Genomic DNA, 24,545 nt, shown 5'->3' on the forward strand with positions numbered 1-24,545 from the left:
CTCAACCGTTCAGCGCTGCCCGGATCCTGGCCGCGTTCTCCGTCAGCACTTCGGGCTTCTCCATCTGCCCCGTATGCGGCTTGAGGGCGATGCCTTCGAACCGCGGGATGACATGGACATGAAGGTGATAGACGGTCTGGCCAGACGCCGGTTCGTTGAACTGCAGGATGGTGACCCCGTCAGCGCCGAAAGCCTTTTTGACCGCCAGCGCCACCTTCTGGACCGTGGTGAACAGCCGGCCGAGCGTCGCCGGATCGGCGTCGAGCAGATTGCGCGACGGTGCTTTGGGCACCACCAGCGTGTGACCGGGGCCTTGCGGCATCACATCCATGAAGGCGACCACGGCATCATCCTCGTAGACGCGGTGCGACGGGATTTCGCCGCGCAGGATCTTCGCGAAGATATTGCTGGGGTCGTAGGCCTCGGTCATGGCGGCGCTCCGGGAGTATGCTCCCGGTGTAGCGAAGCTGTCCCGGACCGGCAAGATGGTCCGGCGATATCGACAGGCGAGGGCAGGGGCGGATCGCTATTCCTCAAGATCCTTGCGGAACGGCGTATGCTCTTCCAGGATTTCGCCCATCCGCTCGACCTCGCGGCGTTCCCGCCGGAGATAGTCGGCCACAGCGTTCCGCAGGCCGGGATGTGCGATGTAGTGTGCCGAATGCATGGTCACGGGACGGTAGCCGCGCGCCAGCTTGTGCTCGCCCTGCGCGCCAGCCTCGACCACCTTCAGCTTGCGCTCGATGGCGAAGTCGATGGCCTGATGGTAGCAGACTTCGAAATGCAGGAACGGGTGGTCCTCGATGCAGCCCCAATTGCGGCCGTAGAGCGCACCGGAGCCGATGAAGTTGATGGCGCCGGCGACATAGCGGCCATTGCGCTTGGCCATGATCAACAGGATGTCCTGGGACATGCGCTCGCCGATCAGCGAGAAGAACTTGCGGTTGAGGTAGGGCCGGCCCCATTTGCGGCTGCCCGTATCCATATAGAAGGCGAAGAAATCGTCCCACGCCTTTTCGGTCAGGTCCTTGCCGGTCAGCCGGTCGATCGAGATACCGTTGGCGAGCGCCTCGCGGCGCTCCTTCTTCATCGCCTTGCGCTTGCGCGACGCCAGCGTGGCGAGAAAGTCGTCATAGGTCGAAAAGCCTTCGTTGAAGAAATGGAACTGCTGGTCGGTGCGGTGCAGGAAGCCGGCTGCTTCCAGCGTTGCAACGTCGCTTTCATTGGCGAAGGTGACATGCGCGGAGGACACGCCGAGCTTTTCCGTCACCGCCTTCAGGCCCGCTGCGAGACCGGCCTTCACAATGGCGCTGTCCTCGCCCTTGCTGACCAGCAGGCGAGGGCCGGTGACCGGAGAGAACGGCACGGCGCATTGCAGTTTCGGATAGTAGTTGCCGCCGGCGCGTTCGAACGCATCGGACCAGCCGTGGTCGAAGACATATTCGCCCTGGCTGTGCGATTTGAGATAGCAGGGCACGGCGCCCAGCAATCTGCCTTGGGCATTTTCCAGTCTGAGATGATGACCTTGCCAGCCGGTACGCCGCACGGCGCAGCCGGAATCTTCAAGCGCGCTCAGAAAAGCATATGAAACGAGAGGGTTATAGCCATTTTCTGTGTCGCTGCGGGTTGTGCCGGTAAAGCCGTTCCACTCGTCGCAGGTGAAGGCATTGATGCCGGCGGCGACGCGGATGGAAAACTCCGCATTCGCCGTTTGCCCGTCGCCTTCATCACCTTGATCCATGGGGCTTATTTAAGCTCTGTCGGGGCCGCTACAAGTCACGTTTCAGGCACTTCCATCAGGCGACATTGACCAGATCGGGTTCGAACCCTTCGAACGTCATCTGGTCGGCGTATTTGAAGGTGAGATCCACCGCCGGCTGGTCATGCACCGTCCAGGTGATGACAGGCATTTTAAGCCTTTCGCGCACGAAGCTGACGAACGGGTTCGGCAGATCGCCCGCGGCATAGGAGGTGAAGGCGAGGTCATGCGCCAGCATGGCGAAATGCGCCTCGATCAACTGGTTGTCCTTGCCATAGGCCGTGAGCCCGCCCGGAATTCCTGGCGCATCCCTGGGGAAATCGCGGACCAGCCAATGGTCGAACGACATGATCGCCGCCTTGCCCTTGTAGCGCTCCAGCATCTTGCCGACGCTCGCCACCAGGCCCTCGTCGTAGCCGGGCACGCCCTTCAATTCGATAACCATCGGCACACGGCCATCGACCACGTCGAGCGCTTGCTGCAACGTCGGTATATGGTCCCTGGTGCCGCCGATCTTGAGTGCCGTCATTTCCGCCGCCGTGCGCTGCCAGACGAAGCCGTCCTGGCCGGTCAACCGCCTGAGATCGCCGTCATGAATGATGACGGGGACGCGGTCGGACGACAGATGCACGTCGCATTCGATCGCATAGCCGCGCTCGGCGGCAGCCGCGAAGGCCGACAGCGTGTTTTCCCAGCGCGTCTTGTTCATGTCGTGAAAGCCGCGATGCGCCACCGGGCGGGCGGTCAGCCAGGAAAGGTCGGTCATTGTCTTGGTCCTGCTCATGCGACCTCGAAGACGGCTTCGATTTCCACTGCGGCATTAAGCGGCAGACAGGCGGTGCCGACGGCGGAGCGGGCGTGCTTGCCGCGCTCGCCAAGGGCCGCGACCAGGAAATCGGAGGCGCCATTGGCGACCAGATGCTGCTCGACGAAATCCGGCACTGATGCAACAAAGACGGTGATCTTGACCAGCCGCTGGATTTTTTCGAGATCGCCAAGTGCTGCTTTTGCTTGGGCCAAGACATTGATTGCGCAGTACTTTGCGCCTTCCTTGCCGGTTTCGGTATCGACGTCGCGGCCGAGCAGGCCGCTTGCCTGCAGCTTGCCGTCCTTGAGCGGCAACTGCCCGGCGGTGAACAAAAGATTGCCGGACCTGCAATAGGGCACATAGTTCGCGGCGGGCGCTGCGGCGGCAGGTATCGTCACGCCGAGATCGCTTAGCCGCTTTTCGATTGTTTCACTCATGGTATTTCCCTATTGCTTGGAGACGCCGCGCTGGCCGGGCCGAAATTGCTATTTTTGCCTCGCTTCCGCCACGACTTTTTTTAAGCTGGACCATCTTTACCTGCGGCCTGCCATCAGCTGCGACGATCGGAGCCCCTTTATGCGCGCAACGCGCCTTGCCTTCCACGCCGTTCTCGTTCCGGTGCTGTTCTCGATGGCTCCGGCCTTTGCCGTGCCGGCGCTGCAGGCGCATCGCGCCGTCTACGATCTTACCCTCGACAAGGCGTCGGACCGCTCGGGCATCACCGGCATTTCCGGCCGCATGGTCTATGAGTTCAACGGCTCGCCCTGCGAGGGCTATACGGTAAAATTCCGTTTCGTCACCCAGATCGCCACCGGCGACAACACCAGGCTGACCGACCAGCAGACGACCACGTTCGAGGACGCCGAAGGCAAGACCTTCTCGTTCGTGACCAAATCCTTCGTCGACCAGAACCTCGACAAGGAGGTCAAGGGCACCGCCACGAAAGAGACCAAGGGCCTCAAGGTCGACATCGACAAGCCCGAGAAGAACAGCCTGGAACTCGCCGCCACTCAGTTCCCGACCCAGCATCTGGTCGAACTGATCGGCAAGGCCGAGAAGGGCGAGAATTTCTACGAAACCAGCCTGTTCGACGGTTCGGAGGATGCCAACAAGGTGATGACCACCACCGTCATCGTCGGCAAGAAGGCCGAGGGCGACAAGGCCGACCCCGAAGCGCCGGCGCTGGCCAGGCTTGCCGGCGACAAATACTGGCCGGTCGACATCGCCTATTTCGACGAGACCGACAAATCGGGCGAAGAGGTGCCGGAATACCGCATCAGCTTCAAGCTGCACGAGAACGGCATCACCCGCGACCTCACAATGGACTATGGCGAGTTCTCGATGACCGGAAAGCTGGTCAACCTGTCGCTGTTCGATCAGACCAAGCCTTGCCCGGTCTCGAAATAGCAACAATGCGGCGCTGGCCACGGCAGACTTGATGGCAGTTCCCGATGGCGGTCTATGTCGATGCGGCGATCTGGAAATGGGCCGGCCATCGCTGGTGCCACCTGATGGCCGACGATACGGACGAACTGCATCGTTTCGCCGCCGAGCTTGGCGTCAAGCGTTCGTCCTACCAGGGGCCGCCCAGGACATCGGCGCCGCACTATGACATAACCGGCTTCGAGCGCGACCGGGCGGTGCGGCTCGGCGCCATCGAATGCAGCCGCGAGGAGATCGTTGCGATCTTCAGGCGCGTACGGGTACCCAACGGAAAGGGCCGATCGTGACGCTAACGGCATTCCTGGCTTATTGCCTTGCCATCACACTTGCCGCCGCCACGCCGGGACCGGCGATGTTCACGGTGATCACCAACGGCGTGGCACGCGGCTTCCTGCGTGCGTTCGTCGCCGGAATGGGCATTGCCGCCGGTGATGCCGTGCTGGTCACCCTGGCACTGCTCGGGCTGGTGGCGCTGGCCCAGACCTTCGAATGGGTGTTTCTCCTGTTGAAATACGCCGGTGCGGCCTACCTGATTTTCCTCGGCATCAAGATGTGGCGGGCCGCGGCCGCGCAATCGGCCGCGCAAGGAATCCCCCAAACCGGATTGTCGCGGTCGTTCCTGCTTGGCGCCTCCGTGGCGCTCGGCAACCCGAAGGCGATCCTGTTCCACGCCTCGATCATGCCGCTGATCCTCAACCTCGACACCATGACGTTTGCCGACGGCCTGCTGGTGGTGGCAGTCGTCGTCGGCGCCAATATTCTCACCATGGGCATCTACGCCGCGCTGGCGGGCAGGGCATCCGGCTGGCTCAGGACGCCCGAACGCATGCGGCTGATTAACCGGTTCGCCGGCAGCGCCATGATCGGCACCGGAGCGCTGATTGCCGCACGCTGAGCGATGAAGCACCTCACCGCTTGCGTTTGCAGCGCTTCCCCTCTATATGCGCGCTCATTCCACACACGGACTTTGGTGTCTGCCCGGGAGAAATCCGGCTGAAACCTCCGGTGGCGTTCGAGGACAAAGTCCAAAAATGCCTGTGTCCGTGGAGGCTAACCGGAAAAGGAACTAAGAATGGCACTGCCTGATTTCAGCATGCGCCAGCTTTTGGAAGCTGGCATTCACTTCGGCCACCAGACCCACCGCTGGAACCCGAAGATGGCGCCTTACATCTACGGCGCCCGCAACAACATCCACATCATCGACCTGTCGCAGACGGTGCCTTTGCTGCACCAGGCTCTGAAGCAGGTTTCCGACACCGTTGCCAAGGGCGGCCGCGTGCTGTTCGTCGGCACCAAGCGCCAGGCGTCCGACATCGTCGCCGACGCCGCACAGCGTTCGGCCCAATACTATGTCAACTCGCGTTGGCTCGGCGGCATGCTGACCAACTGGAAGACGATCTCGAATTCGATCCAGCGCCTGCGCAAGCTCGACGAGATGCTGGCCGGTGAGGCCCAGGGCCTGACCAAGAAGGAACGCCTGAACCTCGACCGCGAGCGCGAGAAGCTCGACAAGGCGCTCGGCGGTATCAAGGACATGGGCTCGACCCCCGACCTGATGTTCGTCATCGACACCAACAAGGAAGCGATCGCCATTCTCGAGGCCAAGCGCCTCGGCATTCCGGTCGTCGCCATCATCGATTCGAACTGCGATCCGGACAAGATCGACTTCCCGATCCCCGGTAATGACGACGCGGCGCGCGCCATCCAGCTCTATTGCGACCTGATCGCCAAGGCTGCCATCGACGGCATCGCCCGCCAGCAGGGCGCGCTCGGCGTCGACATCGGCGCCTCGGTCGAAGCTCCGGTCGAACCGGCGCTTGATCCGGCTCCGGCCCCGGCTGCGGACGCTCCGGAAGCTTGACAGTCGAAGGCCGGTTGCGGCCTTCATCATTCTCATATTTGGCACGCTAGACGGACGCATCACCGAGTACCGGTGGTGCGTCGGTGCATTTAAAACAAAGAGGCGACAATGAGCATTTCGGCTGCACAGGTCAAAGAACTCCGCGACTTGACCGGCGCGGGCATGATGGACTGCAAGGCGGCGTTGACCGAGACCAACGGCAACATCGAAGAGGCCGTCGACTGGCTGCGCAAGAAGGGCATTTCCAAGGCCGACAAGAAGGCTGGCCGTACTGCCGCCGAAGGCCTGATCGGCGTCGACTCCGGCGTCCGCGAGGCCGCCATCGTCGAGGTTAACTCCGAGACCGATTTCGTGGCCCGCAACGAGCAGTTCCAGGAGATCGTTCGCAATGTCGCCAAGGTCGCGCTTGCTTATGGCACGACGGAGGCTGTCTCTGCCGCAAAGTATCCGGGTTCGGACAAGTCGGTCACCGACACCATCAAGGACGCCGTTGGCACCATTGGCGAGAACATGAGCTTCCGCCGTTCGGCCAAGCTCACCGTCCCGCACGGTGCTGTCGCAACCTACGTCCACAATGCGGTTGCCGATGGTCTTGGCAAGCTCGGCGTTCTGGTCGCGATCGAGACGACGGGCAATGAGCATGCCGCCAACGCCTTTGGCCGCCAGGTCGCCATGCATGTCGCTGCCACCAACCCGCTGGCGTTGACCGCCGAGCAGATCGATCCGGCAGCGGTCGAGCGCGAGAAGGCGATCTTCGCCGACCAGGCGCGCCAGTCCGGCAAGCCGGAAGCGATCATCGAAAAGATGGTCGAAGGCCGCCTGCGCAAGTTCTACGAGGAAGTCGTGCTCCTCAAGCAGGCCTTCGTGCTCAATCCCGACATCACTGTCGAGCAGGCGCTGAAGGATGCCGAGAAGGACATCGGCGCTCCGGCCAAGATCTCCGCCTATCTGCGCTTTGCGCTGGGCGAAGGCATCGAAAAGGAAGAGACCGATTTCGCGGCGGAAGTCGCGGCGGCGGTGAAGAAGTAGTTTTAAAAATAGCCCCTAAAAGGGCTTCTCAGCTCAGGCAACTCGGCCGGGTGTCCGCAAGGATGCTCGGCCGATTTCTTGTGCGGTGTCGATGAAGGCCCTGAGCTTTGGCGCCGTCGACGCCCTGCGCGGGAAGTAAAGGAAGAGGCCGGGCTCCTCGATCGCCGTTTGCGGCAGGATCTGAACGAGGCGGCCGGCGGCCAATTCCGCGCGCACCAGCGGCTCGAACACATAGGTCAGCCCGACGCCGGCAAGCGCAAGGTCGATCGCGGCCAGCGAATCGGTGACGATGACCGTACCCTTCGTCTCGGCCACCACATCCTTGCCGTCCTCGGTCAGGTCCCAGCGATAGAGTGCGCCGGAGCGCACAAGCCGGTAGCCGATGCAATTGTGGTCCGAAAGATCCGCCACACCGCGCGGACGGCCATGCCGGCCGACATAGGCGGGGGAGGCGACGATCACGGCGTTGAATGGCGGCGTCAGCCGGACCGTGACCATGTCCTGTGCGATCATCTCGCCCAGCCGGATGCCGGCATCAAAACCCTCGCCGACAATGTCCACCAGCCCCTGGTCGGTGAGCAATTCGATGGTCACATCAGGATAGCGTTCAGCCATCGCGGCGGCCACGGGAGTGACGGCAAGTGGAACGGCGATGTTGGGAACGTTCAACCTGAGCAAGCCGGAGGGCCGGCCCTTGATGGCTCGGATGCGGTCCATCCGGTCGGCGATATCCTGGAGGGCAGGGGCTGCCGTGTCCACCAGCGCCTTGCCGGCTTCCGTCAGCGAGACGCTGCGCGTGGTGCGCGCAAACAGCGGCTGGCCGATCCGCTCCTCCACGAGGCGCACCGCATGGCTGACGGCAGATGGGGACATGCCCAGTTCGGCCGCGGCAAGCGCAAAGCCGCCGCGTCGGGCAACGGCGACGATGACAGGCAAATGACTGAGCAGATCCCGGTCCATTCATGCATGATATCGCATAGTCCTTGCGAACACTTCAATCTTCTCGATGCCGACAGGCTGACCCATATTGCCATCACCGATGCACAAAGGAGAAGAGAGATGGATGCCTTGAAACACGCTACCTTCGCCGCAGGCCTTGCCCTAGCGCCGGTCGATGCCGGCGGCGCCGAGCCGTCCGGTTGGCGCGCGCTCGCCGACGAACGCGCCGTCATCCGCATCGCCGACGCCATCGACCGTGCCGTCGATGCGCAGGACTGGAAGCTTGCCCGCTCCTATTTCGCCGAGCGTGTCACCGTCGACTTCAGCAGCCTGTCAGGACAGCCTGCCGCCACCATCCCCTCCGACAATCTGATCGGTACCTGGGCCGGCAACCTCAGGGGCAGCAAGACCAGCCTGCATCTGCGCACCAATCACCAGGTGATCTTTGAGGCGGACGCGGCGACCGTCTCTTCGAACGGCTATGCCTGGAACCGGATGGAAGGCAATGGCGACCCGCTGTGGGAAGTCTGGGGCACCTACGAGCACCATCTGGTTCGCTCCGGGACCGGCTGGAAAGTCGACGGCTTCGTTTTCCGCGCCACGCATGAGCGCGGCAATCCCTGGGTCAAGATGACGCCTGGCCAGTGAGCCGGCGTCAAGAAATCAGGATAGGAAAAACACCATGACCATGAGCTATTACACACTGGGCAACAGCGGCCTGCGCGTCAGCCGGCTGGCACTGGGCACCATGACCTTTGGCACCGAATGGGGCTGGGGCGCGGACAGGGAAACCGCGCGCGCCATGGCCGACGCCTATGTCGAGGCCGGCGGCAATTTCTTCGACACCGCCGACCTCTACACCGGCGGCACAGCCGAAACCTGGCTCGGCGAATTCATCGCCGAGCGAGGCTTGCGCGACAGAGCGGTGATCGCCACGAAATTCACCTTCAACGCGGAGCCCGGCAATCCGAACGCCGGCGGCAATGGCCGCAAGAACATCTTGCGCGCCGTGGACGCTTCCCTGAAGCGGTTGGGCACTGATTATATCGACCTCTACCTCCTCCATGTCTGGGACGGGCTGACGCCGGCCGAGGAGGTCATGCGCACGATGGATGATCTCGTGCGTGCGGGCAAAATTCGCCATGTCGGCCTGTCCGATGTGCCGGCCTGGTATGCTGCCCGCGCGCAGACGATCGCCGAGTGGCGCGGCTACGAGCCGGTGTCGGCCCTGCAGCTTGAATATTCGCTGGCGGAGCGTTCGATCGAAAATGAGTTCGTGCCCTTCGGCACCCGCCATGGCGCAGGAATCATGGTGTGGAGCCCGCTGGCCAGCGGGCTGCTCAGCGGCAAGTACCGGCCGACGCAGGAAGGCCATGCCGGCCGGCTCGACGGCTTTCGCAACACCACTCATCCGGGGTTCCAGAAGTTCACCGAGCGCAACTGGGCGATCGTGGCGGAGCTCGAAAAAGTTGCCGCCGAACTCGGACGCAGCATGGCGCAGGTCGCGCTCAACTGGGTGGCAACGCAACCGGGCATCGCCACCGTGATTCTTGGCGCCACCAAGCTGGCGCAGTTGCAGGACAATCTGGCGGCGTTGGATTCACTTTACCCGCCGAGCTTCGCGCGCGGCTGGATACGGTCAGCAAGACACCGCCGCCATTCCCGTACGCCTATTTCGGTTCCGACATACAAGCCCGGGTTACCGGCGGCGCCGTGACCGGCGACAAGCCGTTGGGTTATGCGCCGCCGCTGCTGGTCGACGGCGACGCCGTCAGCATCACCAGCAACTGACGGGCCGCGACGGGAAGGCGGAATTGGGCGAGGGGCGGCGCGGGCCCGCGCGGGGCCCTTCGTGTATCGGAACTCGGCATCGCGCCAGCGGCGGCGCCCGCGCGAGGGCGGCCTGCCCAGGCTGCCATACGCAACAATGACGAGGTCCAGATGACGGCAAAGCCCCTCTATCGACGTGTCCTGCTGAAAGCGTCGGGCGAAGCGTTGATGGGCGAGCAGCATTTCGGCATCGATGTCTCGGTGGTCGACCGAATCGCCGCCGACATCGCCGAAGCCCGCGCACTTGGTATCGAGGTCGGCGTCGTCATTGGCGGCGGCAATATCTTTCGCGGCGTGGCGGTGGCATCCAAGGGCGGCGACCGTGTCACCGGCGACCACATGGGCATGCTGGCCACCGTCATCAACTCGCTGGCGCTGCGCACCTCGCTGAACAAGATCGGCGTCGACGCCGTCGTGCTGTCGGCCATAGCCATGCCCGAACTTTGCGAGAGTTTTTCCCAGCGCCAGGCCACCGCCTATATGAACCAGGGCAAGGTCGTCATTTTCGCCGGCGGCACCGGCAATCCGTTCTTCACCACCGATTCGGCCGCGGCCTTGCGCGCCGCCGAGATCGGCGCCGACGCGCTGTTCAAGGGCACCCAGGTCGACGGCGTCTATTCGGCCGATCCCAAGAAGGATCCGAATGCGACCCGCTTCGAGCGCATCAGCCATGCCGAAGTCATCAACAAGGGCCTTTCGATCATGGATACCGCCGCAATTGCACTTGCGCGCGAAAACAACATCCCGATAATCGTCTATTCGATCCACGAAAAAGGTGGTTTCGGCGATATTCTGCGGGGCGGCGGCCGTTGCACGATCGTCGCCGACGAGTGACCCGGAGTATACTCTCCTAAAAAGGGGATCAGTTTTCGAAAGCGGGTCCGAATATAGGCCCTAAGCACTGAACCCGGATCAAACGGGTCGAGGAGACTAAGATGAGTGGTGAGTTCGACGACCTCAAGCGGCGCATGGATGGCGCGATCGCCGCCTTCAAGCACGATCTGGCTTCGCTGCGCACCGGCCGTGCCTCCAGCAATCTGCTCGACGCCATCCAGGTCCAGGCCTACGGCACCACCATGCCCATCAACCAGGTGGCGAACGTGTCGGTGCCGGAGCCGCGCATGATCTCGGTTTCGGTATGGGACAAGTCGATGGTCGGCGCGGTCGACCGTGCCATCAGAGAATCCAATCTCGGCTTCAATCCGATCGTCGACGGCACCAATCTCAGAATTCCGCTGCCCGAGCTCAACGAGCAGCGCCGCAAGGAACTGGTCAAGATTTCGCATGGCTACGCCGAGAACGCCCGCGTTGCGGTGCGCCATGTCCGTCGCGACGGCATGGACTTCTTGAAGAAGGCGGAAAAGGACGGCGACATCAGCGAGGACGATCAGCGCAAGCGCTCCGATCAGGTCCAGAAGCTGACCGACGAAACGATCAGCACCATCGATCACCTGCTTTCCGATAAGGAAGCTGAAATCATGCAGGTCTAGGGTCGGCCCACACCGGCCCGAAAGCGAGACAATGGCAACGCCCGCGCATGTCGCGATCATCATGGATGGAAACGGACGCTGGGCCAAAGCGCGCGGCATGCCGCGGCTTGCCGGCCATCGCGCCGGCGTCGAAGCGCTGCGCAAGACGGTGCGCGCCGCGCCCGGTCTCGGCATTTCCTTCCTGACCGTCTACGCCTTTTCGTCGGAAAACTGGTCGCGGCCCAAGGCCGAAGTGAGCGACCTGATGGGGCTTTTGAAGCTGTTCATCCGCCGCGATCTGGCCGAACTGCACCAGAACGGCGTGCGCGTCAGGATCATCGGTGACAGGGCGGGGCTGCAGCCGGACATCAGGGGCCTGCTCGAAGAGGCCGAATCGCTGACTGCGCGCAATGAATCGCTGACCTTGGTCATCGCCTTCAACTATGGCGGGCGCGACGAGATCGTGCGCACGGCACGCAAGCTCGCAGCCGCAGTGGCGCGCGGCGAGATCGACGCAGAGGCGATCACGGCAGACACTTTTGCCGGCGCCCTCGACACCGCAGGCATTCCCGATCCGGAGCTGGTCATCCGCACCAGTGGCGAGCTTCGGCTGTCGAACTTCCTTCTGTGGCAGGCAGCCTACAGCGAACTGGTTTTTCTGCCTTGCTACTGGCCTGACTTCAGCCGCGAACACCTGGCCGACGCATTGCGCGATTTTGCTGGCCGCGAGCGCCGTTTTGGCGGGCTTGCCGCTCAAGATGTCGCTGCCTCGTGATCGGCGGCGGGATGAACAATCTTCAGCTTCGCATCGTCTCGGCGCTGGTGCTGGCCGCAATAGCGCTTGGCCTGACCTGGTTGGGAGGGCTGTGGTTCCGCCTGCTTTGCGCCGGGATATCGGCGGTCATCTTCTATGAATGGGCGCGCATGTCGCGCCCCTTGGCCGGTGCGACCCTCGGCTTCATTCCCGAAGCGCTGCTTCTGGTTTTCGTCGTCGCCCTGGTTGCAGGCGTGCCGGCATCGTGGCTTCTGTCTCTTGTCCTGGCCATGGTTGTGGTCGCTGCTGTCGGCGCCCGTATGCGTGGAGCGGCGCAATGGGATGCAGCCGGTCTTGCCTACGCGGCTTTGTCCGGCTTATCGCTGGCGCTGCTGCGCGGCGGCGACCATCCCGGCCTGGTCGCAATCCTGTTTCTGTTCGCCGTGGTCTGGGCGACCGACATCTTCGCCTATTTCGTCGGCCGCTCCGTCGGTGGGCCCAAGCTCGCGCCATCTATATCCCCCGGCAAGACGCAGAGCGGCGCACTTGGCGGCGCTGTCGGCGGCGTGGCCGCCGGCGTGCTTCTGGCTGCCGCCGCCGGGGCCGGCAATCTTGGCGTCCTCGCCTTGGTTGCGCTGGTGCTGTCGATTGTTGCCCAGGCTGGCGATCTCTTCGAATCCTGGGTCAAGCGCCGCCACGGCCGCAAGGATTCAAGCGCGTTGATACCCGGGCATGGCGGTGTCATGGACAGGGTGGACGGGCTTGTCGCGGCGGCTTTTGCCCTATACGTGATCGGCTGGATTTCGGCGGGCGCCGATCATCCGGCGCAGGGGCTGTTTCCGGCTTGAGTGATATTTCACGGCGAAGAAATGGCGCACGCCACGGATTCGCCTGGATTGATGTCACAGTCGCGGCGACACCTTTTGCCGCGGGTGAATTTGAGGGCACGACTTGAACGAAATTCTTCACGCGTTTTTCAGCACGGAAGGCTTTGTCCTCGGCACGCTGGTGCCGTTTCTGTTCGTGCTGACCGTGGTCGTCTTCATTCACGAAATGGGACATTACCTGGTCGGCCGCTGGTGCGGCATTGGCGTGAAGGCCTTTTCGATCGGCTTCGGCCCCGAACTTCTCGGCTTCAACGACAGCCACGGCACGCGCTGGAAGCTCTGCGCCATACCGCTCGGCGGTTATGTCAAATTCGTCGGCGACATGAGCGCCACGTCGAGCCAGCCGAGTTCGGAAGATCTGGAAACGCTGACTGACGCTGAACGCAAGGTCGCCTTCCACACGCAGCCGATCTGGAAACGCGCCGCCACGGTGGTGGCCGGACCGCTGTTCAACTTCCTTTTGACCATTGCCGTCTTTGCCGTGCTGTTTTCCCTCTATGGCCGCCCTGTGTTTGAGCCGATGGTGGCGGCGGTCACCGCCGGCAGTCCAGCCGAAAGGGCCGGCATTTTGCCAGGCGACCGATTCGTCGCCGTCGACGGCAGCAAGGTTGAGACCTTCGCCGACGTCCAACGCCTGGTCTCAGGCCGCGGCGGCGACGCCATCACCTTCACCATGTTGCGCGACGGCAAGGAGGTCACCGTCGTCGCGACGCCGGAGCCGATGGAGCAGCTGGACGCGCTGGGCAACAAGGTCAAGGTGGCCGTCATCGGCGTCGTCAACAACAAGGATGTCGGCCAGCCCAGGCTGATCACCTACAGCCCTGTCGGAGCAGTCGGCGCCGCGGTCGAGGAGACGGGGCACGTCATTCAGCGCACCGGCCAGTTCCTGCAGCGATTCGTTGTCGGCCGCGAAGACAAATGCCAGCTGGGCGGCCCCATCAAGATCGCCAAGATGTCGGGGCAGGCGGCAAAGCTGGGCTTCCTATGGCTGGTGCAACTCGTCGCCGGGCTATCGGTCGGGATCGGAATTCTGAACCTTTTGCCGATTCCCCCCCTCGACGGCGGCCACCTCCTGTTCTACGCACTCGAAGCCGTTTTCCGGCGTCCGGTATCGGAGCGGATGATGGAAATGGGATACCGGGCCGGCCTCTTTCTGGTGTTGGGATTTATGGGCTTCGTCTTCTGGAACGATCTGTTTGGGTGCTGAAATCATGAAGAAATTTGGCTTCAGCACCGGCAATGTTGAGACGCCGTTTACCATGCACGGGGGTATGCGTGACGCGAAAGCCACGCATCAGGGTTAAGTAATTACAAATTAACCTGAAGCCTTGCGTGTAGGGAAAATCCGGTTAATACGGTAGGAGAAATTACCGCACGTCCGGTTTTCTCGCCGTGGGGACTTCGAGAAAAGGTACAAAAGCCCGATGAAGGCAGCATCCAAATTTTTGAGCGCCGCGTCCGCGGTGGCTATGTCCGCCGCTCTGGTTGTACCAGGTGCGCTCGCCGTGCAGTTCGTTGCCACATCTGCGGCGCAGGCAGCCGTTGTCTCGAGAGTCGAGGTCAGCGGCAACCAGCGTGTCGACGCCGACACCATCCGCAACTACATCACGATCAAGCCGGGCAAGGCGTTTTCCAGCGCCGATATCGACGATGCGGTCAAGGCGCTGTTCGGCACCGGGCTGTTCTCGGACGTGCAGATCAATCAGGTCGGTTCGACGCTGGTAGTCAAGGTTGCCGAATACCAGGTCGTCAACCAGGTTCTGTTCCAGGGCAACAAGAAGCTCAAGGACAACGCGCTGGCAGTCGCCGTGCAGTTGAAGCCGCGCGGGACGTTCTCGCAGGCAACGCTGGACTCCGATGTCGAGGCGGTAAAGGCTGCCTACAGGCGAATTGGCCGGGATGACGCCGCTGTCACGACGCAGATCATGGATCTCGGCGACAACCGCGTGAACGTGGTCTTCAACATCAACGAAGGCGGCCGCACCAAGATCGCCGCTGTCAATTTCGTCGGCAACAGCGCCTATTCGAGCCGCCGCCTGTCCGACGTCATCGCAACCAAGCGCTCGAGCTTCTTGTCCTTCGTGCTGCGTGACGACGTCTATGACGAGGACAAGCTCCGCGCCGACCAGGAATCGCTGCGCCGCTTCTATTACAATCACGGCTATGCCGACTTCCAGGTGGTCTCAGCCGTCGGCGAGCTCGACGACACGACCAACCAGTACACCGTTACCATCACCGTCCAGGAAGGCGACCGCTATACGTTCGGCGACGTCAGCGTCGAGAGCACCATTCCCGAAGTCGACTCGAAGGCGCTGGAATCGGTGGTTCAGACCCACAAGGGCGACGTCTACAACGCCAAGAATGTCGAGGACACCATCATCGCGCTGACCGAAAAGGTCGCGGGTTCGGGCTATGCCTTCGCCCAGGTGACACCGCGCGGTGATCGCAACTTCGAGAACCACACCATTTCGGTCGTCTATACGATCGACCAGGGCACCAAGGCCTATATCGAGCGCATCGAAATCCGCGGCAACGACCGCACGCGCGACTATGTCATTCGTCGTGAGTTCGATGTCAGCGAAGGCGACGCCTTCAACCAGGTACTCATCCAGCGCGCGAAGAAGCGGCTGGAAAAGCTAGATTACTTTGAGAAAGTCGACGTTTCGACTGTCCCGGGTTCTGAGCCAGACCAGGTCGTGCTCGTGGTTGACGTAGTCGAGAAATCGACCGGCGAGTTCTCGGTTGGCGCAGGATATTCGACCGGTGGCGACACTGCGGGTCCGTCCGTCGAAGGTTCGGTCGCGGAGCGCAACTTCCTCGGTCGCGGCCAGTACATCAAGGTTTCGGCGGGTGGTGGCAAGAATTCGCGCGACTACAGCCTGTCCTTCACCGAGCCCTATTTCCTCGGGCGCCGTATCGCTGCCGGCTTCGACATCTTCCAGCAGACACGCAACTACGACCACTATGACAGCGAGACGCTGGGTGCGACGGTGCGCTTCGGCCTGCCGATCACCGACAACATCTCGACGCAGTTGGCGTACAATATCGCCCAGGAGAAGTACAAGCTCGACGACGGTTGCGATAACAATCCTGCCGTCCCGGGCAACGCCCCTGGCGACGGGATTCCCGACGCGGACTGCAACGTATCTGCGGCAATCGTCCAGGGAATTGATGAAAGCCCTTGGATCAAGTCGTCGGTCAGCCTTGGGTTGGTCTACAACACCATCGATGACATGAAGAGCCCGCATGAAGGCATCTACGCCACCACGACCATGGAAGTTGCCGGCCTTGGTGGCGATGCCAAATTCGTAAAGGTTACCGGTCGTGGGACTGTCTACCAGACGTTGTCCGAACAGCTGGACCTGGTCGGCCTGATCTCAGGCGGCGCCGGCCATATCCAAGGCTTCGGCGGTGACGGCCTGCGTATCTTCGATCAGTTCCAGAGCAGCGACCGCATGATCCGCGGCTTCGAGTATGGTGGCATCGGTCCTGCGGATATTGCAACGGGTGACCACCTCGGCGGCACCACCTATTTCAATGCGTCGGCGGAAGCTCAGTTCCCGATACCGGTCATTCCGGAAAGCTTTGGTGTGCGCGGCGCCGTGTTTGCTGATGCCGCCACACTGTATGGCAGCAAGATTAACGTCGCCGGGGTTACTCAAGCTTCAACTGATCTAGAGTTGCGCGCTTCGGTTGGTGTCGGCTTGTTGTGGTCATCGCCTTTCGGCCCGATCCGCATTGACTACGCGATGCCCGTCAAGAAGGAAAAGACCGACGACGTGCAGGAATTCAACTTCGGCATGTCGAGCCGCTTCTGATGCGTGGGTAACGATGCTTCCGGGCCGTTGGGGTCCGGAAGAGAATTGATCCGACCTAGCTGGATATTGCTTCTGGAATGACCGATCCGGTGTTCTTCGCGCCATCACGCCGGTATACGGCTGGCGAAGTCGCGAATCTGACCGGCGCATCGCTTGTCGATTCCGATTTTGCCCACATATCGATCGATGCGTTGGCGCCAGCCAATGAAGGCGGCGAGGGTGCGCTCGTCTTCGTCGACGGCAAGCGCAATTTCGCGCTGATGCAGTCGCTGAAGGCGGCGGCCGTGTTTTGTCCCGCCGAGTTCGCGGGCAAGGCGCCGGCAGGCATTGCGGTTCTGGTTCATCCGCGCCCGCAGCAGGCCTTCGCCATGATCGGCCGGCTGCTGTTCCCGACGGCGGCTACGCCGGGACCGATGACCAGCGAAACCGGGGTCTCGCCGCAAGCTCATGTCGATGCCTCGGCGCATATCGAGGCCGGGGCGATCATCGAGGCCGGAGCGGTCATCGGCCCCCGCGCTTCCATCGGCAGCGGAACGGTCATTGCCCCCCACGCCGTTATCGGCCCCTCCTGCCAGATCGGCCGTGACGGCTACATTGGGCCGGGTGTCAGTGTTCAGTATGCGCTGATCGGCAACCGCGTCATCATTCATGGCGGCGCCAGGATAGGCCAGGACGGCTTCGGCTTTGTCGGCGGCGCCAAAGGCCCTGAGCGTGTGCCGCAGGTCGGCCGCGTCATCATCCAGGACGATGTCGAAATCGGCTCGAACACGACCGTCGATCGCGGCGCCATGTCGGATACGGTCATCGGTCAGGGCACCAAGATCGACAATCTGGTGCAGATCGCCCATAACGTTCGCATCGGCCGCAATTGCATTATTGCCGGGCTCTCTGGTATTTCCGGCTCCGTCACCGTCGGTGATGGTGTCACCATGGGCGGCGGCGTTGGCCTTGCCGATCATTTGACCATCGGATCAGGGGCCAAGCTTGCTGCAAGAAGCGGGTTCATGAGCAACGTGCCGGCGGGCGAGATCTGGGGAGGCTATCCGGCGCAGCCGATGGCGGAAGCCATGCGCGAGATCGCCATGCTGAGGAAGCTCGCCAGGACGCGCAAGCAGGGCGAAGGGGGAAGTAGCTGAGATGGTGCCGGCGACGCTCGAAGCGGTCGATATATTGGGGTTGATGAAGCTTTTACCGCATCGCTATCCCTTCCTGATGATCGATCGCATCATCGAAATCGACGGCAATGATTCTGCCATCGGCATCAAGAACGTGACCATCAATGAGCCGCATTTCCAGGGCCATTTCCCGGATCAGCCGGTGATGCCGGGCGTGCTCATCGTCGAGGCCATGGCGCAGACCGCCGGCGCGATCTGCATCCGTAACCTCAACACGGAAAAGCCGTCGCTGGTCTATTTCCTGACCATCGATAATGCGAAATTCCGCAAACCGGTCGTCCCGGGCGACCAGTTGAAAATCCACGTCAAGAAAATCAAGATGCGCGGCAACCTGCTCAAATTCGCCTGCGAGGCCATGGTGGAGGGCACAAAGGCCGCCGAAGCCGAGATCTCGGCAATGATGGTTACCGGCTGACGGTTCGAAATGCTCATGAAAATACAGACTTCAATCCACCCCTCGGCCGTCATCGAGGCCGGCGCGCAGATCGGCGAAGGCGCCGCAATAGGACCTTTCTGCTATGTCGGCGCTGACGCCGTGATCGGTGACCGCGTCGAACTGGTCAGCCATGTCTCGGTGCTGGGCGCGACAACCATTGGCGCCGCGACCAAGGTCTATCCAATGGCGACACTGGGCGGACCGCCGCAGAACACCAAGCACAAGGGCGGCCGCACCACTTTGGTCATCGGCCAGAACTGCACGATCCGCGAAGGCGTGACCATGCATCTCGGCACCGATTCCAGCCGCGGCGAGACGACCGTCGGCGACAACGGCAATTTCCTTGCCTATGCCCACATTGCCCATGATTGCGTCGTCGGTAAAAACGCCACCTTCGCCAATGGCGCGACCCTGGGCGGCCATTGCGAGGTCGGTGACAGCGTTTATATCGGCGGCCTCAGCGCCGTTCATCAGTTCGTGCGTGTTGGTGACAACGCCTTTCTCGGCGGCTGCTCGGCTTTTGTCGGCGATGTCATTCCCTACGCCATTGCGGTGGGCAATCGCGCCAGCCTGCGTGGACTCAACATCATTGGCCTGAAGCGCGCCGGGTTGCCGCGCGCAGAAATCTACCTGCTGCGCAAGGCTTACAAGACCATCTTCGACCGCTCCCGCACTGTCGGCGAGAACATCGAATTCGCCAAGGCCGAGTTTGCGTCGTCGCCGACGGCCATGAAAATCATCGATTTCATCACCAGTCGCGGCAAGCGGCATTTTGCCGTCCCGTCGCTTAAGGGTGGCGACGGCGACGATGCCGATGACGAAGGCTGAGGCCACTTCAACGGGCCTCGAACTTGCGCCGGACGCCAGGGTCGGCATCATTGCCGGCGGCGGTAGCTTGCCGGTCGAAGTTGCCGCCGGCCTGGCGGAGGCCGGACATCGGCCTGTCATCATCCTGGTCGAAGGTCAGGCCGACCGTCAGTCCGACCTCACAATCTATGAGCGTGAAAGCCTTGCGCTGGAAGACATCGGCTCGCTGGTTGCGTTGCTGAGGCGCCGGCGGATCACCCATCTTGTGCTTGCCGGCGAGATCAGGCGCAGGCCGCGGTTGGTCGACATGCGTCCGAACCTTGGGCTACTGGCACTTATACCCTCGCTCGCCATGGCGCTTGCCCGCGGCGATGACGGGCTGTTGAAGATATTGACCCGCGGCCTGGAGGCACGGGGCGTCAAGGTCGTCGGTGCGCATGAAGTCGTGCCCCGGCTCGTCGCGGCCGAAGGGCCGCTGACCAAAGCAGTGCCGCGAAAGTCCGACTGGCGCGATATCGAGGCGGCACACGCGGCGGCAAAGGCCATCGGCGCGCTCGACATTGGCCAGGCGGCAATTGCCATCGGTGGCCGCACTGTTGCCCTGGAAGGCGTCGAGGGCACCCACGGACTGCTCGAGCGGACGCAGCAGTTGCGCGGCCATGGCAGGCTGGCCGGCAAGACGCGCGGTGTCCTGGTCAAATGCGCCAAGCCTGGCCAGGAATTGCGTGCCGATCTGCCATCTATTGGCCCCCAGACCGTCGAGGCGGCGCATGCCGCGGGGCTCGCCGGCATTGCCGTCGAAGCCGGCCGTTCGCTCATCCTCGAAGGCCCCGCCGTTGTCGCGCACGCCAATGCGCTCGGCCTGTTCGTGTTCGGCCTGCCGGCTGCGGGGGCTGTCCATGGCAGCTGAGAAGCCGCTGAAGATTGCCATCGTCGCCGGCGAAGAATCCGGCGACCTGCTGGGCGCCGACATCGTGCAGGCGCTGAAGCGCATGACCGGGCGCGAGGTGCAACTCGTCGGCATTGGCGGGCGGCATCTGCAGGCGGTCGGACTGGCGCCGCTGTTCGATGGCGCCGAGATCGCGCTGATGGGGCTCAGCGCCATCCTGCGTGACTTGCCGCGCCTGATGCGGCGGATCAGCCAGACGGCAAGTGCTGTCGCCGCCGAAAAACCCGACTGTCTGATCACCATCGACAGCCCTGATTTCTCGCTGCGCGTCGCCAAAAAGGTCCGCGCCGCCGATCCGTCAATCCCGACCGTCCATTATGTCTGCCCGAGCGTCTGGGCGTGGCGGCCGGGTAGGGCGGCCGCGATGAAGCCCTATGTCGACCACATACTGTGCATCCTGCCTTTCGAGGTAAAGGAGCTCAGCCGTCTCGGCGGCCCGCCCGGCACTTACGTCGGACATCGCCTCACGCATGATCCAGGCGTGCTGGGCGCGGCCAGGGCGCAAGCCCAGCCACGCGATCTCTCGGCCGATCACGTCAAGACGCTGCTCGTCCTGCCAGGGTCGCGGCGCGGCGAGGTCAGCCGGCTTATCGGTCCGTTCGGCGAGACGGTGTCGGCGCTGCGCGCGCGTGGCCACCGGCTGCGGCTGTTGCTGCCGACGGTGCCGCATGTCGCCGAACCGGTCAAAACGTCGGTGGCGCGCTGGGATCAGGAGCCGGAGGTCATCCTTGATCCCGAGCGCAAATGGCAGGCCTTCGGCAAGGCCGATGCGGCGCTGATCGCGTCTGGAACGGTTTCGCTGGAACTGGCGTTGTCGGGTGTACCGATGATCTCTTGCTACAAGTTCGATCCGATCATGCTGATGGCGCAGAGCCTGATCACGGTGTGGAGCGCCGCTTTGCCCAACCTTATCGCCGACCGGACGGTCGTGCCGGAAAGCTACAACCAGTATGTGCGGCCGCACTATCTGGCGCGGCAGCTCGAGGCACTGTTTTCAGACACCGCCTACCGCGCCTGGCAAAAGGACGGCTTTGCCGAAGTTGCCAGGCGTATGGCAACCGACAAGCCGTCCGGCGATATCGCCGCGGATGTCGTTCTTCGCCACATCGGGAGAGCGAATAAGGCTTAGTAAGGAGTGAACGATGAATAGTGAATAGCGAATAGTGAATAGTGAATAGTGATTAACGCGCTCTCGCTATAATCAAGCTGCTACTTACTACCTGCTACTTACTACCTGCTATTCACTACTTACCATTCACCATTCACTCTCTTTCACCTTTTCGCAATCGGCACGTAGTCGCGTTCCGGGGCACCGGTATAGAGCTGGCGCGGACGGCCGATCTTCTGGTGGGGATCCTCGATCATTTCCTTCCACTGCGCGATCCAGCCGACGGTGCGCGCGACCGCGAACAGTACGGTGAACATGGTGGTGGGGAAGCCCAGCGCCTTCAGCGTGATGCCGGAATAGAAATCGACGTTCGGATAGAGCTTCTTCTCGATGAAGTAGGAATCGGTCAGCGCGATCTTTTCCAGCTCCATGGCGATATCGAGCAGCGGATCGTCCTTGATGCCGAGTTCGCCCAGCACCTCATGCGCCGTCTTCTGCATGATTTTCGCGCGAGGATCGTAGTTCTTGTAGACGCGATGGCCGAAGCCCATCAGCCGGAACGGATCGTTCTTGTCCTTGGCGCGGGCGATGAATTCCGGGATGTGGTCGACATGGCCGATCTCGCCCAGCATGTTGAGCGCCGCTTCGTTGGCGCCGCCATGCGCCGGGCCCCACAGGCAGGCGATGCCGGCGGCGATACAGGCGAACGGATTGGCGCCCGACGAGCCGGCAAGCCGCACGGTCGAGGTCGAGGCGTTCTGTTCGTGGTCGGCGTGCAGGATGAAGATGCGCTCCATGGCGCGCGCCAGCACCGGATTGATCTTGTATTCCTCGCACGGCACCGCAAAGCACATGTGCAGGAAGTTGGCGGCGAAGTTCAGCTCGTTCTTCGGGTAAATGAAGGGCTGGCCGATATGGTATTTGTAGGCCATGGCCGCAATCGTCGGCATCTTGGCGATCAGCCGCATCGAGGCGACCATGCGCTGGTATGGGTCCGAAATGTCGGTGGAGTCGTGATAGAAGGCCGACAGCGCGCCGACCACACCGCACATCACAGCCATCGGATGCGCGTCGCGGCGAAAGCCGGTGAAGAAGCGCGACATCTGCTCGTGCACCATGGTGTGGCGCGTTACCCGGTAGTCGAAATCGTCCTTCTGCGCCTTGGTCGGCAGTTCGCCGTAGAGCAGGAGGTAGCAGACTTCGAGGAAGTCGCCATGCTCGGCCAGCTGGTCGATGGGGTAGCCGCGGTGAAGCAGGATGCCGGCATCCCCGTCGATGAAGGTTATCGCCGACTCGCAGCTCGCCGTCGAGGTGAAGCCGGGATCGTAGGTGAAGGCGCCGGTGGTGTTGTAGAGCGCACCGATGTCGATGACGTCGGGCCCGACCGAGCCGCTTCGCACCTTGAATTCATGCGTCTTGCCGGCCAGTTCGAGCGTGGCAGTCGACGGGTGCGTCGTCTTGCTGCCGGTTTCCAGTCTTGTCGCAGCTTCGCTCATTCTCAAACTCCTTCATGTTCCTCATGCCGGCAAGGCAATTCCTGCAAACGACACGTCGAAATCACCGGAATGCGCGAACTCGCCACCGCATTTTGGGAGGTGCGTGCCAGATTGGGCCAAGGCCTAATGTTGCACTGCGAAACCCGCCTTTCAATGCCAATCTTCTTGGGCCAGTTCGCTCCTAATCGATTTGATCCGCAATCCGCGCCAGGCTTTCCTCGCGGCCAAGCACGGCGAGCACGTCGAACACGCCGGGCGAGGTGCTGCGGCCGGTAAGGGCCGCCCGGAGCGGTTGGGCCACGGCGCCGAGCTTGTGGCCGCCTGCCGTCGCGAACTCGCGCACCGCGGCTTCAGCCGCGGCAGCCGACCAATCGCCCGAAACAGTCTGCAAAGCGGCATGTGCGCCGCGCAGGATCGCGCGCGCGTCGGCATTGAGCAGTGCTGCCGCCTTCTCGTCGATCGGCAGCGGCCGCTCGACGAACAGGAAGGCCGCGCCATCGGCCAGTTCCACCAGCGTCTTGGCGCGCTCTTTCAGGCCCGGCAAGGCGGCCAGCAGCTGCGCCTTCCTGGCATCGTCGAGACGGGCGGCGATAGCCGGTCCGCCTTCGAGGTATGGCAGAGTGGCGACGAAAATGTCGAACAGCTCGGTATCGGCCATCTTGCGCATATGCGCGCCGTTGATTGACTCGAGCTTGGCGAAGTCGAAGCGCGCCGCACCCTTGTTGACATCGCCGATGTCGAACCACGAAATCATGTCCTTGATCGACATGATCTCGTCGTCGCCATGGCTCCAGCCGAGCCGTGCCAGATAATTGAGCAGCGCCTCGGGCAGATAGCCCATGGCGCGATAAGCCTCGACGCCGAGTGCGCCGTGCCGCTTCGACAGCTTGGCGCCGTCGGCGCCGTGGATCAGCGGGATATGCGACATCGACGGGACGTCCCAGCCCATCGCGTTGTAGATCACCGTCTGGCGCGCGGCGTTGGTCAGATGGTCGTCGCCACGGATGATGTGGGTGACGCCCATGTCATGGTCGTCGACGACGACGGCATGCATGTAGGTCGGATTGCCGTCCGAGCGCAGTATGATGAAATCGTCGAGGTCCTTGTTGGGGAAGCGCACCTCGCCCTGCACACGGTCGTGCACCACGGTTTCGCCCTCGGTCGGCGCCTTGATGCGGATGGCGCCCTTGACGCCGGGAGGCGCCTCCGAGGGGGCACGATCGCGCCACTGGCCGTTGTAGCGAGGCGGCAGGCCCTTGGCGCGTGCGGCCTCGCGCATCGCCTCGAGCTCGGCAGGCGTCTCGTAGCTGTAATAGGCCTTGCCCAGGCGCACCAGCTCCTCGGCCACCTCACGGTGGCGCGGCGCGCGCTCGAACTGCGATATGGCCTCACCGTCCCAGGAAAGGCCGAGCCAGGTCAGCCCATCCAGAATGGCCTGTGTCGCCGCCTCGTTGAAGCGTTCGCGGTCGGTGTCCTCGATGCGCAGCACCATCGTGCCGCCGGTGTGCTTGGCGTACAGCCAGTTGAACAGCGCCGTGCGCGCGCCGCCGATATGCAGATAGCCGGTGGGCGAGGGGGCAAAACGGGTGACGACCGTGTCGGACATGGAACTCTCGGGAAGTTTGGAAAGCGGGGCGTGATCGCGCGGACTTTCGCGCTTTGCGCGTTCATGTAGCATAGGAGGTCTGGGGCGCAAGGGGCAGACCCGATGGCTGGACGAGGCCGGGGCACGTCGGTAATTATCGGTTGCGTCAACGGGCGCCGGAGCCTTGTAGCACAAAATCTGTTCGCACCTCCGCGCAACCTCATTTGGCAGCAGCGTCAATGTCTGGGTTTCATTCGGCTGCAGCGTCCGTCACAGTGCCTGGAACATCGCTGCGACGGTGGTAGCCCCCTCTGACGAGCGGACATTTCTTCACGAATGCGGCACTACCCGACTACAACGCCGCCGTGACAGCGTTGGCTTGGTCACGCATA

The 24,545-nt window shown here is 62.6% G+C and carries 24 protein-coding genes and 1 pseudogene; 18 read left to right on the forward strand and 7 right to left on the reverse strand.

Going from position 1 to position 24,545, the window contains the following annotated elements:
* Nucleotide 1: 1 nt before the first annotated feature.
* From NKI05_RS12335 to NKI05_RS12350, 4 genes are all read right to left on the reverse strand, one after another.
* Nucleotides 2-430, reverse strand: a complete 429-nt coding sequence (locus tag NKI05_RS12335) for an HIT family protein (RefSeq protein ID WP_023693438.1) — start codon at nucleotides 428-430, stop codon at nucleotides 2-4.
* 96 nt (nucleotides 431-526) lie between these two features.
* On the reverse strand, nucleotides 527-1,741 hold the full coding sequence (locus NKI05_RS12340; protein ID WP_023748395.1) for a GNAT family N-acetyltransferase: 1,215 nt from the start codon (nucleotides 1,739-1,741) through the stop codon (nucleotides 527-529).
* A gap of 55 nt (nucleotides 1,742-1,796) precedes the next feature.
* Nucleotides 1,797-2,525 carry a glycerophosphodiester phosphodiesterase gene (locus NKI05_RS12345; protein ID WP_031243384.1) on the reverse strand — a complete coding sequence of 243 codons (729 nt, stop codon included), beginning with the start codon at nucleotides 2,523-2,525 and terminating at the stop codon, nucleotides 1,797-1,799.
* 14 nt (nucleotides 2,526-2,539) lie between these two features.
* On the reverse strand, nucleotides 2,540-3,004 hold the full coding sequence (locus tag NKI05_RS12350) for a RidA family protein (protein ID WP_023700733.1): 465 nt from the start codon (nucleotides 3,002-3,004) through the stop codon (nucleotides 2,540-2,542).
* A gap of 139 nt (nucleotides 3,005-3,143) precedes the next feature.
* On the opposite strand from NKI05_RS12350, the gene NKI05_RS12355 reads away from it, so the two are divergent.
* From NKI05_RS12355 to tsf, 5 genes are all read left to right on the forward strand, one after another.
* Nucleotides 3,144-3,974 (forward strand): cell envelope integrity EipB family protein, encoded by an 831-nt coding sequence (locus NKI05_RS12355; RefSeq protein WP_023730122.1) that lies wholly within the window; start codon nucleotides 3,144-3,146, stop codon nucleotides 3,972-3,974.
* A 44-nt stretch (nucleotides 3,975-4,018) separates the two neighbouring features.
* The gene (locus NKI05_RS12360; RefSeq protein WP_023671020.1) at nucleotides 4,019-4,297 is read left to right on the forward strand and encodes a DUF4031 domain-containing protein; all 279 of its coding nucleotides are present in this window, start codon (nucleotides 4,019-4,021) and stop codon (nucleotides 4,295-4,297) included.
* On the forward strand, nucleotides 4,294-4,905 hold the full coding sequence (locus tag NKI05_RS12365; protein WP_023730120.1) for a LysE family translocator: 612 nt from the start codon (nucleotides 4,294-4,296) through the stop codon (nucleotides 4,903-4,905). The genes NKI05_RS12360 and NKI05_RS12365 overlap by 4 nt, the downstream gene beginning before the upstream one ends.
* 177 nt (nucleotides 4,906-5,082) lie before the next feature.
* A complete protein-coding gene (rpsB, locus tag NKI05_RS12370; RefSeq protein ID WP_023671022.1) occupies nucleotides 5,083-5,871 on the forward strand; it encodes a 30S ribosomal protein S2 in 789 nt (262 codons plus the stop codon).
* 108 nt (nucleotides 5,872-5,979) lie between these two features.
* Nucleotides 5,980-6,900: a translation elongation factor Ts gene (gene tsf / locus NKI05_RS12375; RefSeq protein WP_023684688.1), complete on the forward strand. Its 921-nt coding sequence runs from the start codon at nucleotides 5,980-5,982 to the stop codon at nucleotides 6,898-6,900.
* Between the two features lie 33 nt (nucleotides 6,901-6,933).
* Here tsf and NKI05_RS12380 read toward each other — a convergent pair whose 3' ends face one another.
* Nucleotides 6,934-7,860 (reverse strand): LysR family transcriptional regulator, encoded by a 927-nt coding sequence (locus NKI05_RS12380; RefSeq protein ID WP_023684689.1) that lies wholly within the window; start codon nucleotides 7,858-7,860, stop codon nucleotides 6,934-6,936.
* A 99-nt stretch (nucleotides 7,861-7,959) separates the two neighbouring features.
* Between NKI05_RS12380 and NKI05_RS12385 the strand changes: the two genes are divergently transcribed.
* From NKI05_RS12385 to lpxB, 13 genes and pseudogenes are all read left to right on the forward strand, one after another.
* Nucleotides 7,960-8,487 carry a nuclear transport factor 2 family protein gene (locus NKI05_RS12385; RefSeq protein ID WP_023734354.1) on the forward strand — a complete coding sequence of 176 codons (528 nt, stop codon included), beginning with the start codon at nucleotides 7,960-7,962 and terminating at the stop codon, nucleotides 8,485-8,487.
* Between the two features lie 34 nt (nucleotides 8,488-8,521).
* Nucleotides 8,522-9,630, forward strand: a pseudogene (locus NKI05_RS12390) (aldo/keto reductase).
* A 150-nt stretch (nucleotides 9,631-9,780) separates the two neighbouring features.
* Nucleotides 9,781-10,503, forward strand: a complete 723-nt coding sequence (gene pyrH, locus NKI05_RS12395; RefSeq protein WP_023671026.1) for a UMP kinase — start codon at nucleotides 9,781-9,783, stop codon at nucleotides 10,501-10,503.
* A 101-nt stretch (nucleotides 10,504-10,604) separates the two neighbouring features.
* A complete protein-coding gene (gene frr, locus NKI05_RS12400; RefSeq protein WP_023671027.1) occupies nucleotides 10,605-11,159 on the forward strand; it encodes a ribosome recycling factor in 555 nt (184 codons plus the stop codon).
* A 31-nt stretch (nucleotides 11,160-11,190) separates the two neighbouring features.
* Complete coding sequence (locus NKI05_RS12405; protein ID WP_023748403.1) at nucleotides 11,191-11,913, forward strand: isoprenyl transferase; 723 nt, start codon at nucleotides 11,191-11,193, stop codon at nucleotides 11,911-11,913.
* Between the two features lie 11 nt (nucleotides 11,914-11,924).
* Nucleotides 11,925-12,740 carry a phosphatidate cytidylyltransferase gene (locus NKI05_RS12410; protein WP_023696555.1) on the forward strand — a complete coding sequence of 272 codons (816 nt, stop codon included), beginning with the start codon at nucleotides 11,925-11,927 and terminating at the stop codon, nucleotides 12,738-12,740.
* A gap of 103 nt (nucleotides 12,741-12,843) precedes the next feature.
* On the forward strand, nucleotides 12,844-13,986 hold the full coding sequence (rseP, locus tag NKI05_RS12415; protein ID WP_023688578.1) for an RIP metalloprotease RseP: 1,143 nt from the start codon (nucleotides 12,844-12,846) through the stop codon (nucleotides 13,984-13,986).
* A 217-nt stretch (nucleotides 13,987-14,203) separates the two neighbouring features.
* Nucleotides 14,204-16,597, forward strand: coding sequence for an outer membrane protein assembly factor BamA (gene bamA / locus NKI05_RS12420; RefSeq protein ID WP_023684694.1), 2,394 nt, complete (start codon nucleotides 14,204-14,206; stop codon nucleotides 16,595-16,597).
* 77 nt (nucleotides 16,598-16,674) lie between these two features.
* Complete coding sequence (lpxD, locus tag NKI05_RS12425) at nucleotides 16,675-17,733, forward strand: UDP-3-O-(3-hydroxymyristoyl)glucosamine N-acyltransferase (RefSeq protein WP_023684695.1); 1,059 nt, start codon at nucleotides 16,675-16,677, stop codon at nucleotides 17,731-17,733.
* A gap of 1 nt (nucleotide 17,734) precedes the next feature.
* Nucleotides 17,735-18,187, forward strand: coding sequence for a 3-hydroxyacyl-ACP dehydratase FabZ (gene fabZ / locus NKI05_RS12430; RefSeq protein ID WP_023684696.1), 453 nt, complete (start codon nucleotides 17,735-17,737; stop codon nucleotides 18,185-18,187).
* Nucleotides 18,188-18,202: 15 nt separating this feature from the next.
* Nucleotides 18,203-19,036 (forward strand): acyl-ACP--UDP-N-acetylglucosamine O-acyltransferase, encoded by an 834-nt coding sequence (gene lpxA, locus NKI05_RS12435; RefSeq protein WP_023706235.1) that lies wholly within the window; start codon nucleotides 18,203-18,205, stop codon nucleotides 19,034-19,036.
* Nucleotides 19,023-19,925: an LpxI family protein gene (locus tag NKI05_RS12440; RefSeq protein ID WP_023745109.1), complete on the forward strand. Its 903-nt coding sequence runs from the start codon at nucleotides 19,023-19,025 to the stop codon at nucleotides 19,923-19,925. The genes lpxA and NKI05_RS12440 overlap by 14 nt, the downstream gene beginning before the upstream one ends.
* On the forward strand, nucleotides 19,915-21,093 hold the full coding sequence (lpxB, locus tag NKI05_RS12445) for a lipid-A-disaccharide synthase (protein WP_352792397.1): 1,179 nt from the start codon (nucleotides 19,915-19,917) through the stop codon (nucleotides 21,091-21,093). Before NKI05_RS12440 ends, lpxB begins: the two co-directional genes overlap by 11 nt.
* A gap of 143 nt (nucleotides 21,094-21,236) precedes the next feature.
* Here lpxB and gltA read toward each other — a convergent pair whose 3' ends face one another.
* Together gltA and gltX are read right to left on the reverse strand one after the other, a co-directional pair.
* Nucleotides 21,237-22,568 (reverse strand): citrate synthase, encoded by a 1,332-nt coding sequence (gene gltA / locus NKI05_RS12450; protein ID WP_023671037.1) that lies wholly within the window; start codon nucleotides 22,566-22,568, stop codon nucleotides 21,237-21,239.
* A gap of 181 nt (nucleotides 22,569-22,749) precedes the next feature.
* Nucleotides 22,750-24,174 carry a glutamate--tRNA ligase gene (gene gltX / locus NKI05_RS12455; RefSeq protein ID WP_023715818.1) on the reverse strand — a complete coding sequence of 475 codons (1,425 nt, stop codon included), beginning with the start codon at nucleotides 24,172-24,174 and terminating at the stop codon, nucleotides 22,750-22,752.
* Nucleotides 24,175-24,545: the final 371 nt, after the last annotated feature.

Origin of the sequence: Mesorhizobium sp. M0771 (genome assembly GCF_040320155.1) — a bacterium.
Classification (GTDB): domain Bacteria; phylum Pseudomonadota; class Alphaproteobacteria; order Rhizobiales; family Rhizobiaceae; genus Mesorhizobium.

Excerpts from the sequence above, each read along its gene's own strand:
- NKI05_RS12335 (WP_023693438.1), bottom strand. The coding sequence starts at position 430 with ATGACCGAGGCCTACGACCCCAGCAATATCTTCGCGAAGATCCTGCGC.
- NKI05_RS12340 (WP_023748395.1), bottom strand. The coding sequence starts at position 1,741 with ATGGATCAAGGTGATGAAGGCGACGGGCAAACGGCGAATGCGGAGTTT.
- NKI05_RS12345 (WP_031243384.1), bottom strand. The coding sequence starts at position 2,525 with ATGACCGACCTTTCCTGGCTGACCGCCCGCCCGGTGGCGCATCGCGGC.
- NKI05_RS12350 (WP_023700733.1), bottom strand. The coding sequence starts at position 3,004 with ATGAGTGAAACAATCGAAAAGCGGCTAAGCGATCTCGGCGTGACGATA.
- NKI05_RS12355 (WP_023730122.1), top strand. The coding sequence starts at position 3,144 with ATGCGCGCAACGCGCCTTGCCTTCCACGCCGTTCTCGTTCCGGTGCTG.
- NKI05_RS12360 (WP_023671020.1), top strand. The coding sequence starts at position 4,019 with ATGGCGGTCTATGTCGATGCGGCGATCTGGAAATGGGCCGGCCATCGC.
- rpsB (WP_023671022.1), top strand. The coding sequence starts at position 5,083 with ATGGCACTGCCTGATTTCAGCATGCGCCAGCTTTTGGAAGCTGGCATT.
- tsf (WP_023684688.1), top strand. The coding sequence starts at position 5,980 with ATGAGCATTTCGGCTGCACAGGTCAAAGAACTCCGCGACTTGACCGGC.
- NKI05_RS12380 (WP_023684689.1), bottom strand. The coding sequence starts at position 7,860 with ATGGACCGGGATCTGCTCAGTCATTTGCCTGTCATCGTCGCCGTTGCC.
- NKI05_RS12385 (WP_023734354.1), top strand. The coding sequence starts at position 7,960 with ATGGATGCCTTGAAACACGCTACCTTCGCCGCAGGCCTTGCCCTAGCG.
- pyrH (WP_023671026.1), top strand. The coding sequence starts at position 9,781 with ATGACGGCAAAGCCCCTCTATCGACGTGTCCTGCTGAAAGCGTCGGGC.
- frr (WP_023671027.1), top strand. The coding sequence starts at position 10,605 with ATGAGTGGTGAGTTCGACGACCTCAAGCGGCGCATGGATGGCGCGATC.
- NKI05_RS12405 (WP_023748403.1), top strand. The coding sequence starts at position 11,191 with ATGGCAACGCCCGCGCATGTCGCGATCATCATGGATGGAAACGGACGC.
- NKI05_RS12410 (WP_023696555.1), top strand. The coding sequence starts at position 11,925 with ATGAACAATCTTCAGCTTCGCATCGTCTCGGCGCTGGTGCTGGCCGCA.
- bamA (WP_023684694.1), top strand. The coding sequence starts at position 14,204 with ATGAAGGCAGCATCCAAATTTTTGAGCGCCGCGTCCGCGGTGGCTATG.
- lpxD (WP_023684695.1), top strand. The coding sequence starts at position 16,675 with ATGACCGATCCGGTGTTCTTCGCGCCATCACGCCGGTATACGGCTGGC.
- fabZ (WP_023684696.1), top strand. The coding sequence starts at position 17,735 with ATGGTGCCGGCGACGCTCGAAGCGGTCGATATATTGGGGTTGATGAAG.
- lpxA (WP_023706235.1), top strand. The coding sequence starts at position 18,203 with ATGAAAATACAGACTTCAATCCACCCCTCGGCCGTCATCGAGGCCGGC.
- NKI05_RS12440 (WP_023745109.1), top strand. The coding sequence starts at position 19,023 with ATGACGAAGGCTGAGGCCACTTCAACGGGCCTCGAACTTGCGCCGGAC.
- lpxB (WP_352792397.1), top strand. The coding sequence starts at position 19,915 with ATGGCAGCTGAGAAGCCGCTGAAGATTGCCATCGTCGCCGGCGAAGAA.
- gltA (WP_023671037.1), bottom strand. The coding sequence starts at position 22,568 with ATGAGCGAAGCTGCGACAAGACTGGAAACCGGCAGCAAGACGACGCAC.
- gltX (WP_023715818.1), bottom strand. The coding sequence starts at position 24,174 with ATGTCCGACACGGTCGTCACCCGTTTTGCCCCCTCGCCCACCGGCTAT.